Source organism: uncultured Acetobacteroides sp. (assembly GCF_963667355.2).
Lineage (GTDB): Bacteria > Bacteroidota > Bacteroidia > Bacteroidales > ZOR0009 > Acetobacteroides.
Window position 1 is genome coordinate 4,037,955 of the sequence record NZ_OY763328.2, and the last position, 13,187, is coordinate 4,051,141.

Genomic DNA, 13,187 nt, shown 5'->3' on the forward strand with positions numbered 1-13,187 from the left:
GATGCGCTCTTTTGCAATTGTATGAATAAAGCTTACTCTAGTTTTTTCGTAAGGTCCAGTCGCCGTAGGTGCAAATAATCTTGACATTCTTGGTTGGATTGCTTCCGATAGCTTTGCTGAACGACCCCTCGATGTTCTGTGCCCCATTTATCAGGTTGTACAGCTTAAAGTCGGAGTATTTTGACTTAACGTTAAGCTTAAACGAGGCATCATTTGGGAAGGTTAGCTTGCCATCGGAGTAGCTGCCTTGCAGGTCGATATTGTTAAAGCCTCCATCGATGCTGTAGACAATGACGTTGCTGTAGAGAAGCGAAAGCGCCATGTTCTCGGATAGCTTGTCAATTTTAATATCGGAGTTTGTCAGCTTGCCCTTAATGGAGCTAAGTGTGCCAAACTTGAGGTCGGAGTAGCTGAGCGCGGAGTTTACGAACTTTACGCGGTCGATCTTAAAGTCGGAGTAGGCTCCGTTTAGCCCAATTGCAAACCCATTTTGGAGGGCAAAGTTGCCGTAGTCGATGGTTAGGTTGAGCCAGGTCACCTCCTTTATGGCGACATCGCCATAGGCCGCTGTAATGCTGTTGGCTTGCTTGGCGTTGCCGTAGCTGAGCTTCTCGGCGAAGAGATCGCCATACCTAAGGTTTACATTTACGTAGCCGCTTAGGTCGCCAAGCGCGATATCGCCATACTTTACGGTGATCTTCGACTTTATGGATGCGGGCGCGTAGATGACGTAGCTAATGGTGTGCTTGATGTTGTTGCGCAGATGCTGCGTATTGACCTTGATCTCGTTTCCGCTTTGCGCGATGCTGATGCGGTAGTTCTTCGATGCGTACCCTTTGGTGTCGGAGATGCTGGCATCGTACTTTACGTAGGCGTCGACCCTTACTTTGTCGCTTTTCCAGGTGGTCACCTTAACGTTTCCGTAGGAGTTGTTGACCTCTAAGGCGGTGTTGCTGCTGTAGGCAAACTCCTTAGACGCCACCTTTTCGGCTTTAGCGTCGTTCTCGTAGTCGGAGTTAAAGCTTTGCTCGAAAGCTGTAAACGATGAGCAAAGTAGAACCATTAGGAGTAAGGTGCAGAGTGGTGCAATTCTATAAAAGGTTTTCATTTTACTTCGAGTTTTGTGCGTTTTGTTGTTCGTTTTTTTCGGCTTTAATGGCCATTCGGGTAAGGATTCTGTCCGTTTTGCGGTAGTGCATCATAAGAGCCTGGCGCATTTCGGGGTTATTAGCCGACATCTCGGAAGCCTTTTCCATGATTGATGTTTGCTTTTTGATGCTTTCGACCTGCTTTTCGTAATCCTTGCGCACGGACTCGGGAAGCTTATCTACGGCAATATTGATTTGGTTGTACTTGGCATCTAGCACCTCGTTGTAGCTGCTCCTTATCACCTTGATTTCGTTGCTGTACTCGTTGGTGTTGGCGACGAAGAGCTGGTCGTATAGCAGGGCAGAGGCTACCAGAAGCACGGCTACTGCTGCCACTTGGGCAAAGGGGAGCCTCCGTTGCTTTTTGGGTTGTAGGGATGAGCCAGCGAAACGCAGCTTCTGCTCAAAGCTTTTGAAGTGCTCGTCCGATGGGCTTTCGCTATCGAACTCCTCGCGGTGACGGTTGATGTAATCCTCAATCCTAGCCATTGTATATTGTTTTTTGTTTTTCCTTAATTAGTAGTCCCAGCTTTTGCTTGGCACGATGCAGCTGGGTTCTCGACGCTGCGTTCGATATGTGCAGGATGTCGGCGATTTCCTCGTGATCGTACCCCTCAATCAAAAAGAGGTTGATGATTATCCGGTAGCTTTCCGGCAGCATCTCGATGCACCGCTTGATGCACTCCACCGTCATGTTTTCGTCGCAGTCGATATCCGATGATGGTTCGTCCTCCTTGTCGGGGAACTGGTCGTCGGGGGCAAACTCCAGCCTGCGCTGGCGCAGCTTGTCCAGACAGGTGTTCACGACGATGCGCTTTAGCCAAGCCCCGAAGCTAACCTCGTTTTGGTAGCTGCCAATCTTGGTAAATGCCTTCAGAAACGCCTCCTGCATGCAATCCTCCGCCTCGGCGCTATGGTGCACCATGCGGTAGGCCGTATTGTACATAGTCTTGTAGTAGATCTTGTAGACCTCCATTTGACTATCGGATCGGAATACCTTGCATCCTTCAATTAGCTCCTGATGTATGTTTTTAAAGCAGGATTCTGGTTCCATATCTTTACTTTTCTAGCCTAAAGACGTTGCCAAAAAACGAAACGTTACAGGTTAACTCCCTTTTTTTACGAGATTTCAAAATTAGCAAAAGTTCGGGGGATCACCTTTAGGTATTTTACCCGGGGAAGCTCGCTCGTTGGGGAACCACTAGTGGCGGTAACCACCTTCGAAGGGGTAATATCCCCCTCGGAGGTGGTTGGTAACCCCCTTTGGGGTGGTTATTACCCCCTACAAGGGGGGTAATAACCTGCTTGGAGGTGGTTGTAGCCCCCTATGAAGGGGGTAATAACCAGTTCGGAGCAGCTTATTAGCTGCTTGAGGCAGGTTGATGCCACCTTGGACGTAGGGCTTGAGGCTCATGGTTGCCGGCTGAAGGCGGGTAGGGGCAAGCGTAGGGTCGAAATCCCGGGCAAATGCCGGTGCACCACCTTATATTGGCGGGTTTCCCTTATATTTGCAGCCAAAATTTTCTTTATCATGGATTTTGAATCCCCAAGGTTCGAGCGTTCTGCTCGCGTAAAGGTTAGCCGTAGCTGCTGTGCTGGATTGATGCTGCTCTCGCTGGTGAGCGTGCAGGGCATGGCGCAAAGCGATACCACCATTGTCTCGTCGAGGAAGCTCGATGAGGTTGTTGTTAAGGCCACGCAGCGCAAGAATGCCTTCTCGAAGCTTACCCGTGTTGTATCTACCATAACCAAGGAGGAGCTAAAGGCTTCGCCCATCCAGAGCGTGGCCGATGTCCTTGCGTATGCGGCGGGTGTTGATATTCGTACCAGAGGTCCTGTAGGTGTGCAGGCTGATATCTCGGTTCGGGGAGGGTCGTTCGATCAGGTGCTGATCCTCCTTAACGGCGTAAACATTACCGACCCTCAAACAGGGCACCATAACCTCAACCTACCGGTCGATATCTCGGCCATCGAGCGCATTGAGATTCTTCAGGGACCTGGCGCCCGTAGCTTCGGACCCAATGCCTTTAGCGGTGCCATCAACTTTATAACCACATCTACGGCCAGCCATCAAACCAGGGTTAGCGTTGCTGGAGGCGACTTCGGATACCTCTCGCTTGGGGCAACCACCTCGGCAACCAAGGGCGATTTGGGCGTGTTTATTTCGGCCAATCGCCAGCAGTCGTCGGGCTACGTCAGCAATACCGATTTCGAGGTTAACAACTTCTACGGCAGCTTCACCTACAAGAACCAGAAGGTGGGCGATTGGGATTTAAGCACCGGCGTTCAGGATAAGGGATTCGGGGCAAACAGCTTTTACTCGGTAAAGTATCCGAACGAGTACGAGGCCACCAAAACCTACTTCAGCAGCTTACGCTGGGGCAAAGATTTCGGGGCATTCGACCTGTCGGCAACCGGGTACTGGCGTCGCCATTTCGACCGTTTCGAGCTTTTTCGGTACGATCCGCTTCCTTTCTACAAGAACCATAACTACCACCGTACCGATGTTTACGGCGGCAACCTGAAGCTAACCATCTTCTCGTTGCTCGGTAAAACGCTAGTGGGCGCCGAGCTGCGCGAGGAGGATATCCTCTCCAACGTGCTCGGCGATGTGCTGAGCAAGCCTGTTAAGATTATTGGAACCAACCTATTCTATACGAATGGCGTCGATCGGTTTAACACCAGCGCATTTGTGGAGCACTCCTACAATTATAGAAACCTGTTCCTCTCGGCGGGTTTGATGTTCAACAACTCGAACGATTTTGGAAGCAGCTGGTACTGGGGGGCCGATGCCAGCTACCTGCTAGGGCAGTCTGGCCTGAAGGTGTTTGCCTCGGCCAACCAGTCGTACCGCCTGCCAACCTTTACCGACCTGTACTACAAAAGCTCGGTACACGATGGCAATCCTAACCTAAAGCCCGAGAAGGCCATTACCTACGAGGGCGGGCTTAAGTTCGAGAAGAGCTTCTGGATGGCGCAGGCATCGGTATACCGCCGCTTGGCCGATAACTCTATAGATAGGGTAAAGCTACCCACCGAGGCAAAAACAACAACCCGAAACCTGACAGATATTCACACCACGGGTGTTGAGCTAACCACTTCGTACAGCCCCAACGGCAGGTTCTTTAAGGGCATTGCAGCATCCTACACCTACCAAACTCAGGGTAAGGATAGCAGCAAGTATATATCGATGTATGTGCTCGACTACCTCAGCTACAAGGCGACCCTTTCTGGCACTATTGGTTTGATTAAGAACGTTACGCTGAATGTTAGAGGCTGCTATCAGGATAGAAAGGGAACCTACACCGATCCTAAAGGGGTGGAGGAGGCCTACGATCCCTTTTTTACCCTCGATGCCAAGCTGATGTACACCTACAAAAGCATATCAACCTTTGCCGAGGCCTCGAACCTGCTTAACAAGCGGTACTACGACTTGGGGAATATCCCACAGCCGCAACGCTGGTTTAAGGCGGGGATCGCGGTAACATTTTAGGAAATAGGGGAGCTTCGGCTCCCTTTTTTTATGCAGCAACAGAACGGTTGGGTTCGAGCGTTTTGGCCGCTTTCCTCGACGATGATCTCCACATGCACTCCCGATTGGGAGCAGCATGGAGCTTTGGGTAAAGATCTTTATAAAATAAACCTCAAAAAGCTGACATTAGGGGTGAGATTCTTTAACTTGTCGTTGCTTTAAGGGTATTTGAGGTGGTGTTAATAAAAACAGTCGGCCATGGAGATACTTATACTTTTTGGTGCCCCTTTCTCGGGAAAGGGAACGCAGGGGAAGATCCTTTCCCAGAAGATCGGGTTTCAGCATGTCTCAACAGGGGACATTCTGCGTGCTGAGCGGCAAAATCATACCGAATTAGGGTTGAAGGCAGAGACCTACATTCGCCAGGGGCATTTGGTGCCCGACGAGCTGCTCGACGAGATGATTGAACACGAGATCATCAAGTGCAAAAGCAGCAAAGGGATTATACTGGATGGCTATCCCCGTACCATTAATCAGGCTCACACGCTGCACTCGCTTGCCCAAAAGCACGGAGTTGCCATACGGCGCGTGCTATTCCTAGACGTACCGCACGACGAACTTATTGCACGAGGAATTCACCGGGGGCTAGACTCCGATAGAATCGATGACAAGGATCCTGCTATTATGAATAAGCGCATTGAGATTTACCGAAAGGAGACAAAGCCGGTTGGGAAGTACTACATCGATAAAAATATGACGGTTACCATTAGCGGTATCGGCGATATTGAAGAGGTTGCAGAGCGAATTCTTGCCAGTATTTAGGTCTTATTTGAATCAATTTCAGGTCGGGGAGTCCCCGACCTTTTTTGTTAGTAATCTATGCTGCGCCTTGTAGCCTTTCGCTCCGACTGGTGCTTCTTGGCTTCCATCTTTTTGACTTTAGAGGCAAGCGTTGGCTTGGTTGGCTTTCTCTTTTTCTGCACGGTGAGGGAGCTCTCGAGCAGCTCGTAGAATTTCAGGAGGCACTGAGCCTTGTTCTTTAGCTGGGTACGCTCGGTTTGCGAAACAATTATCAGCGTTCCATCTTGGGTGAGCCTTTTGGCGAGCTTAGCGAGCAGCCGGCTCTTCTCGTCTTCGGTGAGGATGGACGAGTTGGCAATGTCGAATCGGAGTTCGACCTTGGTGTTTACCTTGTTTACATTTTGCCCGCCTGCACCGCTGCTGCGCGAGGCGCTAAAGGTGAGCTCGGGAAGAAAGTCTCTGCTGCGGATGTTACCGTACATTTTGGGTGGCTGATTGTTGGGGTGAATAATTTGGCTGCAAATATCGCATAAAAAAGCGGCTCGATGCTAGATCTGCCGCTTTTGTTTGATTGTATGATATTAATGCTACTTGCCTTTAAGCTCCATTACGATTTTGCCAACCGTTTTCCCCTTAACCATTTCGGAAAGCTGATGGGGAACCTCTTCTATAGATATCACCTTTTTGAGGGGAACATCAATAAAATTTCGTTCTACCAGATCGGTAAAGTTTCTGCCCGTTTCGAGTATGGATAGTAGGCCGCGAATGCCATAGCCGTAGCCGCCGCCAAGGCTAAACTGGTGGAAGGTGAGCGATTTCATAAAGGCATCGTGGTACTTGGTTGGCCTGGCAAAGTTTACCAGCTCGAGCAGCTGCCCGTTAAACGATAGCGAGTTGGCTGCCACAATGTCGTAGTCTGGACCAACCGTATCAATGGCCTTGGTGGCGCCAACGCCATCGGTAATCTCCATCACCCTTTTTACGATATCCTCCTTGGTGTAGTCGATAAAGTGGGTTGCTCCCATCTCCTTAACAAACGAAAAGTTATGCTCCGAGCAGGTTACGATGATTTTCTTTACCCCTATGTAGCGGGCTATCTGTGTGGCAAAACTGCCAACTCCACCCGATCCCCCAATGATAAGGAGCGTGTCGGTAGATCGTAGGTTTAGCTTATCCTTTATGCCACGGAAGGCCGTCCACCCCGAGCAGGGCGTTGCTGCTGCAATATCGTGGGGAAGTACCGGATTGTGCAGGATGGCCTCCTCGTTTTGCACGGCGTATTCGGCGAAGCCTCCATGCGGGCGGAGCATGTAGCCGTGGTATAGCACCCGATCGCCGGGTTTCCAGCGCGTTACCTTCTTGCCGATTTCAACCACCTCGCCCGAAACGTCGAGGCCGGGCACCCAGGTGTCGGTCATGTTGGGTACGAGGCTTTTCCATAGCGATATCTTTGCATCGAAGGGGTTGAGCCCGCAGGCCTTAACCTTTACCATTACATCGTTGTTGCCGAGCTTGGGGAAGGGGAGGTCCTTAATGGAGTAGATGTCGGTTGTTGGATTAAACGTTACTGCTTTCATACCATGCCGTTTTTGTTGATCAAGTTATGAAATTGCCCTGCGACATGTCAGCTCTTTTCGTCATTATTTTGGGTAATTGTCGTATTTTCTCCTGTACTCTTTTCAATGCTGACATACTGTTGTCAGTAGCCTGTCGTAGTTTTGTACTGTAATCATTTAAGCAAAACATTATGGAAGTTAAAGTTGTTGAGACAATGCTTGTTTGCGGTACGAAGGTGCGTACATCGCTTAGCGCCATTCACGAATTTGTTGGTAGTACGCCCGAGCGGCTGATGGCGGAGCTGGCATCGCAGGGAATTAATCCTACGGGAAGCCAGATTTGGCACTATGCCGGCTGCGATGGGAATCCCGAAACGGAGTTCGACCTGCTGATATGCGTTCCGGTAGAGCGCAAGGGGCAGGATAGGGGCGGTTTCGAGTTCATCACCCTTGGCTCGTTTAGGTGCGCCTGCGCCATGCACGAGGGGTCGTGGAACGACCTTGGCAAGGCCTACGAGGCGCTGATGGGCGATATGGTGGCTGCAGGGCTACAAATGGGGGCAGCTTCGCGCGAGGTTTACCACCGCTGCGATTTCGAGAATCCTGCCAACTGCCTTACCGAAATTCAGCTGGAGGTGCGGTAAGCTGTAGCATTCCCCCTTCCTTTTATTTACTTTTGTTTACCACTAAAAATATCGATTATGGATGTTGTTGCCGATAGGAAGTATGTGGCCTACTGCGGCCTCTACTGCGGCGCCTGCCGAAGGCTGCTGAGCGGGAAGTGCCCCGGTTGTGCCGATAACCAAAAGGCTACCTGGTGCAAGGTGCGCAGCTGCTGCATCAGCAACGGTATTGCCAGCTGTGCCGACTGCAAGACGGGTGGGCACGAACGCTGCAAGCTCTTCAATAACTTTATGGCTAAGATGTTCGGGTTGGTCTTTAACTCCGACCGATCGAAGTGCATCGCGCGCATCAAGGAGGTGGGCTACCTAGCCTACGCCGTAGAGATGGCCGATAGGAAGATGCAAACCATCAAGCGGAAGTAGCGCGTACGATACAGCTGGTTTGGCGGCCTCAAAAAAAACATTTGAGGCAAAAAAGTCGACTTGGCGGCCTCAAAAAAAGTTTTTGAGGCAAAAAAGTCGACTTGGAAGCTCTAAAAAAAGTTTTTGAGGTTAAAAAGTCGACTTGGAGGGCTCAAAAAAAATATTTTGAGGAAAAAAGTTGACTTGGAGGCTCCAAAAAAAGTTTTTGAGGTCAAAAAGTCGACTTGGAAGCTTCATGCAGCTTTGTAAAGGCAGAAAAGTCGCCCCGTCTTTCCTTCACGTAAATTCATCCGATGAACCGAATAGATCGCCTACAGGCCATCCTCATCCATCTGCAAAGCAAGAAAGTGGTAACGGCCGCCGAGCTGGCCGACCGCTTTGAGCTGAGCATCCGCACCGTGTACCGCGACATCCGGGCGCTGGAGGAGGCGGGTGTACCCATCGGCTCGGAGGCGGGGGTGGGGTACTTCCTTTCAGATAGTTACCACCTTCCCCCGGTAAGGTTTACCAATAGCGAGGCGTCGGCGCTGCTGATTGGGGCCAAGTTTGTGGAGCAGATGAGCGACTCGCAAACGCGCGAGGCCTACCAGTCGGCGCTCTTCAAGATCAAGTCGGTGCTCAACGCCAAGGAGAAGGATGCGCTGGAGAAGCTGCAGGATAATATCCTAGTTTTTGGACAGCAGAACCATAACGATAACCGCGAGAAGGCGCTGCTGGCCGACGTTCAGCAGGCCATCGTCGGCCAAACGGTGCTCGACATCGAGTACCATGCCGGCTACACCAACCAGCGGACCGTACGGCGCGTGGAGCCGATTGGGATGATCTACTACGGCAGCAGCTGGCACCTAATTGGCTTCTGCCAGCTGCGCAAAGACTACCGCGATCTGCGCATCGACCGCATCCTAAGCCTCGAACGGCAGGATATCCCTTTCTCGAGGAAGTGCCACATCAGCCTCGACGAGTACTTCGAGCGGATGCAGAACCGCGATGGCATGCAGAAGATCACGCTGCTGGTTGCCCGCGATTGCCAGCACCACATCAAGGAGTCGAAGTACTGGTACGGCTTCACCTACGACGAGGAGTACGACGACCAATGGCTGAGGCTGCACTTTCGCAACTCCGACCTTTGGGGATTCTCACGCTGGGTGATCCTCGGCGGAAGCAACGTTAGGATAGAGGAGCCCCAGGAGTTAAAGGTGCTGATCCGAGACCTTGTAAGCGAGCTGGCGCAAGCCTATCAGTGCGAATAAAAAGCATCAGCCCCAACAGGACTTCTCTGTTGGGGCTGATGCTTTATGGTAAGGAGTCTTCGTTAACTTTTTCCGATTAACTTCTGATTAACTCCGGTTTATTTCCGATTAACTTCTTCTACTAGATGGATACCTACTCCTCCTTCGGAAGAACTTTGATATCCTCCAGTACCTTGATTAGCTCCTGTATCATCGGCCTTTTGCTTTCGTCTTCGGTGGCGTATCCGCTCTTCAGCTTAAGGATGGCCGCATCCAGCATCTCCACCGTAGCATCGCTGCACGAGTTCTCGATAACCGTAAACGCATCGTAGGCGGTAAGGTAGTCGGCCGTAAGGGCGATATCCACAAATTTATCCATGTAGGGGGCAAACGAGAGCGAGTTCTGCCACAGCGCCGAAAGGTAGGGCTGCAGCTGGTCGGTACCCTTAAGGTAGGCGATACCCTGCACCAGCAGCTTAGGGGCATCCTGGTGCTTGATGTCCATGATTAGCGATAGGATGGCCTCCTTCTTCTCCTCGTCAACCTTTTCGTCGGCAAGTAGCTCAACAAGGAATGGAATAATCTGGATGTCGCTGGAGGTGCGCACCTGCTCGATATGCTCCTTAAACGCCTCGTTGTCTTCCTTGCGCAGCTGCTGAACCAGCTCTAGCAGCTTCTTAATCTCGTTGTCTAGCTGAATATTCTTATCCATTGATGGTTTCTTATGTTTCTACTTGATGTGAGTTCCGTCTAACTCTACGCTAAGGCGTGCTAAGCGCAGGCTCTGCTTGTTGCTGTTATTAGGCTACGGTTGAATTCAAAAGGGCAAACGTCTAATAGCAGCACGTTATCCCCTCCTTGGAGGGGTGGGTTGGTTCGTTTATACCAACTTCAATATTCTTCCTCTAACTCCTTCTAACCCCTGAAATAACTTCGTATATCTTCCTTCGTCCATCTCCGCCTAGCCCTTACAGGCTAGGCTTTATGATTACGCCCCTTTAGGGCTTGTGTTTCTTCGGTTAACTTCGTCTAACTCCTATTTAATGTGCTCGGCCAAAAACTTCCCCGTATGAAGGTCTGTTCTCATGGCGAGCTCCTCGGGGGTACCTTCAAAGACGAGGTTGCCGCCCTTTTCGCCCCCCTCTGGACCGAGGTCTACTACCCAGTCGGCACACTTTATCACGTCCATGTTGTGCTCTACGATGATGATGGTATGTCCGTTGGACAGCAGAGCCTGAAAGGCATCAAGCAGCTTGCGGATGTCGTGGAAGTGCAGCCCGGTGGTGGGTTCGTCGAAGATAAAGAGGATAGGCCCGTTGGCGCTATCCTTGCCGAGGAACGATGCCAGCTTGATGCGCTGCGCCTCGCCGCCCGAAAGCGTGCTCGACGATTGCCCAAGCCTCACGTAGCCTAAGCCAACATCCTGAAGCGGCTGTAACTTCTCGGCCACCTTTTTGGCGGTGCTGTTATCCTGCTTGCCAAAAAAGTCGATGGCTTCGTCTACGGTCATCTCCAGGATATCGTATATCGATTTATCCTTGTAGCGAACCTCCAGTACCTCCTGCTTAAAGCGTTTTCCACCGCAGCTCTCGCAAACGAGGGTGACATCGGCCATAAACTGCATCTCCACCTTAATTACGCCTTCGCCTTGGCACTCTTCGCATCGGCCACCGTCGATGTTAAACGAAAAGTGCGATGGGGTAAAGCCATTCTGCTTGGCGTACTGCTGGTCGGCAAAAAGCTTGCGAATTTCGTCGTAGGCCTTTATGTAGGTAACCGGGTTCGAGCGCGACGACTTGCCTATAGGGTTTTGGTCAACCATCTCAACGCCCTTTACCATCCGGATATCGCCAGCTAGCCCAGCATGCTTGCCGGGCTTATCGCCAGTACCCATTATGGCTCGGTTAAGTGCAGGATGAAGAATTGTTCGAACTAGCGTCGACTTTCCCGAACCGCTGACACCCGTTACAGCGGTCATTACGCCAAGCGGGAATCGTACCGATACGTTTTTAAGGTTGTTCTCCGATGCCTTTTGTACCTCGATGTAGCTGCTCGACTTGCGATGAATGGTTGGTACCGGAATCTTTTCGATGCCCAAAAGATACTTCGCCGTTAGCGAGCGTTCGGCTTCAGGTAGCTTGGTATGTGGGCCCTGGAATACCACCTCGCCGCCATGCTGCCCAGCCATCGGACCAATGTCTATTATCTCGTCGGCAGCTCGCATAATCTCCTCCTCGTGCTCTACCACAATAACCGAGTTGCCCAGGTCGCGCAGCTGCTTTAGCACCTTAATAAGGCGGTTGGTGTCGCGAGGATGTAGGCCAATGCTTGGCTCATCGAGAATGTATAGCGAACCAACTAAACTGCTGCCCAGCGATGTTGCCAAGTTGATGCGCTGCGACTCTCCCCCCGAAAGGGTAGCCGAAAGACGGTTGAGCGTTAGGTATCCCAGTCCAACATCGGTTAGGAATTGAAGCCTATTGCGGATTTCAACCAGTATTCGCTTGGCAACCTTTGCCTGATGCTCGTCGATTTGGAGCGCATCGAAGAATACGTGCAGCTCATCGATGGGCATCAGCACCAGCTCGCTGATGGTGGTGCCGCCAACCTTTACGTAGCTGGCTTCGGGCTTTAGCCTTGCACCGTTACAGACGGGGCAGATGGTTTTACCCATATATCGCGATAGCATTACGCGATACTGTATTTTATACTTCTTTTCTTCGAGATATTCGAAGAAACCATCTATTCCGGTAAAGTGGCTGTTACCCTTCCAAATCAGCCGTTGCTGATCGGGCGTAAGGTCGCAGTAGGGGCGATGTATTGGAAAATCGAAGCTGGCCGCATTGTAGATCAGCTCCTCCTTCCACACCTTCATGCCCTCGCCGCGCCAAGGGGCAACGGCATCGTCGTAAACCGATAGCGTTTTGTCGGGAATTACCAAATCCTCGTCGATGCCAATCACCTTGCCGTAGCCCTCGCATTTGGGGCAAGCCCCAAGCGGACTGTTGAAGCTAAACATATGCACGTTAGGTTCCTCGAACTGCATGCCATCGACCTCAAAGAGGTTCGAGAACTCCTCAACAAAAGGTTCGCCTTCTGCGGGAAATACCTTAACGGTAGTCCTTCCATTCCCTTCGCCAAATGCCGTTTGTACCGAGTCGCCATATCGGCTAACCGAATCTTCATCCTTGCTGGCTGCAATACGGTCGATGATAACAAAGATGGTATTGGGATCGATGCTGTCAGCATTTTTAATAACCTCTTCTATGCGCATTGGCACGCCGTTAACCTCTAGGCGCTGCAAGCCCTCCTTCATCAGAAGGGTTAGCTTGGCGATAACGCCCGTTTGGGCATCGTAGCAGAAGGGCGACATAATCTGTATGCGCGTTCCTTCGGGCTGGCTGATGATGAAGTCTACCACATCCGACACCGAGTGCGACTTAACCTCCACTCCGCTTACAGGCGAGTAGGTTTTGCCGATGCGGGCATATAGCAGCTTGATGTAGTCGTACACCTCGGTAGAGGTGCCCACGGTAGAACGGGGATTACGGGTATTTACCTTTTGCTCGATGGCAATGGCAGGTGGTATTCCGGCAATGTTGTCGACATCGGGCTTGTTAACGCGGCCAAGAAACTGGCGGGCGTAGGCCGAGAGGCTCTCTACGTAGCGGCGCTGCCCTTCGGCAAAGATGGTATCAAACGCAAGGGTCGACTTGCCCGACCCCGATAGGCCGGTTACAACGATTAGCTTATTACGGGGAATATCAATGCTGATATTTTTGAGGTTGTGTACCCTAGCTCCCTTAACGGAGATATATTTGGAGTTTTTTTTCTCTGACATCGTGCATTTTTGGAAAACCTTCAAAATTAGCCAACTTATTTTACATGGTGATTGCAGGTGTAAGGTTTGCCGTTAAATGAAGCTATTCAAAGGT

General features: G+C 51.1%; 12 protein-coding genes. 5 read left to right on the forward strand and 7 right to left on the reverse strand.

Annotated elements, in window-relative coordinates:
• Positions 1–37 precede the first annotated feature (37 nt).
• The 3 genes from ACHZA1_RS16690 to ACHZA1_RS16700 are packed head-to-tail and all read right to left on the reverse strand — an operon-like array spanning position 38 to position 2,202.
• Positions 38–1,108 (reverse strand): DUF4097 family beta strand repeat-containing protein, encoded by a 1,071-nt coding sequence (locus tag ACHZA1_RS16690; RefSeq protein WP_320052999.1) that lies wholly within the window; start codon positions 1,106–1,108, stop codon positions 38–40.
• Position 1,109: 1 nt separating this feature from the next.
• Entirely contained in the window at positions 1,110–1,637 is a 528-nt protein-coding gene (locus ACHZA1_RS16695; protein ID WP_320053000.1) for a hypothetical protein, read from the reverse strand.
• Complete coding sequence (locus ACHZA1_RS16700) at positions 1,630–2,202, reverse strand: RNA polymerase sigma factor (RefSeq protein ID WP_320053001.1); 573 nt, start codon at positions 2,200–2,202, stop codon at positions 1,630–1,632. Before ACHZA1_RS16700 ends, ACHZA1_RS16695 begins: the two co-directional genes overlap by 8 nt.
• 477 nt (positions 2,203–2,679) lie before the next feature.
• Here ACHZA1_RS16700 and ACHZA1_RS16705 point away from each other — a divergent pair, with 477 nt between their 5' ends.
• Together ACHZA1_RS16705 and ACHZA1_RS16710 are read left to right on the forward strand one after the other, a co-directional pair.
• Positions 2,680–4,641: a TonB-dependent receptor domain-containing protein gene (locus ACHZA1_RS16705; protein ID WP_320053002.1), complete on the forward strand. Its 1,962-nt coding sequence runs from the start codon at positions 2,680–2,682 to the stop codon at positions 4,639–4,641.
• 237 nt (positions 4,642–4,878) lie between these two features.
• A complete protein-coding gene (locus tag ACHZA1_RS16710; protein WP_320053003.1) occupies positions 4,879–5,442 on the forward strand; it encodes an adenylate kinase in 564 nt (187 codons plus the stop codon).
• A 47-nt stretch (positions 5,443–5,489) separates the two neighbouring features.
• Here the strand turns inward: ACHZA1_RS16710 and arfB are convergent, their stop codons facing one another.
• Entirely contained in the window at positions 5,490–5,903 is a 414-nt protein-coding gene (arfB, locus tag ACHZA1_RS16715; protein ID WP_320053004.1) for an alternative ribosome rescue aminoacyl-tRNA hydrolase ArfB, read from the reverse strand.
• Between the two features lie 105 nt (positions 5,904–6,008).
• The gene (locus ACHZA1_RS16720) at positions 6,009–6,998 is read right to left on the reverse strand and encodes a zinc-binding dehydrogenase (protein ID WP_320053005.1); all 990 of its coding nucleotides are present in this window, start codon (positions 6,996–6,998) and stop codon (positions 6,009–6,011) included.
• A gap of 170 nt (positions 6,999–7,168) precedes the next feature.
• Here ACHZA1_RS16720 and ACHZA1_RS16725 point away from each other — a divergent pair, with 170 nt between their 5' ends.
• The 3 genes from ACHZA1_RS16725 to ACHZA1_RS16735 all read left to right on the forward strand — a co-directional run bounded on the left by ACHZA1_RS16725 (position 7,169) and on the right by ACHZA1_RS16735 (position 9,273).
• Positions 7,169–7,621, forward strand: a complete 453-nt coding sequence (locus tag ACHZA1_RS16725) for a GyrI-like domain-containing protein (RefSeq protein ID WP_320053006.1) — start codon at positions 7,169–7,171, stop codon at positions 7,619–7,621.
• 57 nt (positions 7,622–7,678) lie between these two features.
• A complete protein-coding gene (locus tag ACHZA1_RS16730; RefSeq protein ID WP_320053007.1) occupies positions 7,679–8,023 on the forward strand; it encodes a DUF3795 domain-containing protein in 345 nt (114 codons plus the stop codon).
• A 293-nt stretch (positions 8,024–8,316) separates the two neighbouring features.
• Positions 8,317–9,273 (forward strand): YafY family protein, encoded by a 957-nt coding sequence (locus tag ACHZA1_RS16735; protein ID WP_320053008.1) that lies wholly within the window; start codon positions 8,317–8,319, stop codon positions 9,271–9,273.
• A gap of 133 nt (positions 9,274–9,406) precedes the next feature.
• Here the strand turns inward: ACHZA1_RS16735 and ACHZA1_RS16740 are convergent, their stop codons facing one another.
• Positions 9,407–9,964, reverse strand: a complete 558-nt coding sequence (locus ACHZA1_RS16740) for a hypothetical protein (protein WP_320053009.1) — start codon at positions 9,962–9,964, stop codon at positions 9,407–9,409.
• 324 nt (positions 9,965–10,288) lie between these two features.
• Positions 10,289–13,093, reverse strand: coding sequence for an excinuclease ABC subunit UvrA (gene uvrA, locus ACHZA1_RS16745; RefSeq protein WP_320053010.1), 2,805 nt, complete (start codon positions 13,091–13,093; stop codon positions 10,289–10,291).
• Positions 13,094–13,187: the final 94 nt, after the last annotated feature.

Bases quoted from the DNA above. Each gene is read 5' to 3' on its own strand.
- ACHZA1_RS16690 (WP_320052999.1), bottom strand. From the start codon at position 1,108: ATGAAAACCTTTTATAGAATTGCACCACTCTGCACCTTACTCCTAATG.
- ACHZA1_RS16695 (WP_320053000.1), bottom strand. From the start codon at position 1,637: ATGGCTAGGATTGAGGATTACATCAACCGTCACCGCGAGGAGTTCGAT.
- ACHZA1_RS16700 (WP_320053001.1), bottom strand. From the start codon at position 2,202: ATGGAACCAGAATCCTGCTTTAAAAACATACATCAGGAGCTAATTGAA.
- ACHZA1_RS16705 (WP_320053002.1), top strand. From the start codon at position 2,680: ATGGATTTTGAATCCCCAAGGTTCGAGCGTTCTGCTCGCGTAAAGGTT.
- ACHZA1_RS16710 (WP_320053003.1), top strand. From the start codon at position 4,879: ATGGAGATACTTATACTTTTTGGTGCCCCTTTCTCGGGAAAGGGAACG.
- arfB (WP_320053004.1), bottom strand. From the start codon at position 5,903: ATGTACGGTAACATCCGCAGCAGAGACTTTCTTCCCGAGCTCACCTTT.
- ACHZA1_RS16720 (WP_320053005.1), bottom strand. From the start codon at position 6,998: ATGAAAGCAGTAACGTTTAATCCAACAACCGACATCTACTCCATTAAG.
- ACHZA1_RS16725 (WP_320053006.1), top strand. From the start codon at position 7,169: ATGGAAGTTAAAGTTGTTGAGACAATGCTTGTTTGCGGTACGAAGGTG.
- ACHZA1_RS16730 (WP_320053007.1), top strand. From the start codon at position 7,679: ATGGATGTTGTTGCCGATAGGAAGTATGTGGCCTACTGCGGCCTCTAC.
- ACHZA1_RS16735 (WP_320053008.1), top strand. From the start codon at position 8,317: ATGAACCGAATAGATCGCCTACAGGCCATCCTCATCCATCTGCAAAGC.
- ACHZA1_RS16740 (WP_320053009.1), bottom strand. From the start codon at position 9,964: ATGGATAAGAATATTCAGCTAGACAACGAGATTAAGAAGCTGCTAGAG.
- uvrA (WP_320053010.1), bottom strand. From the start codon at position 13,093: ATGTCAGAGAAAAAAAACTCCAAATATATCTCCGTTAAGGGAGCTAGG.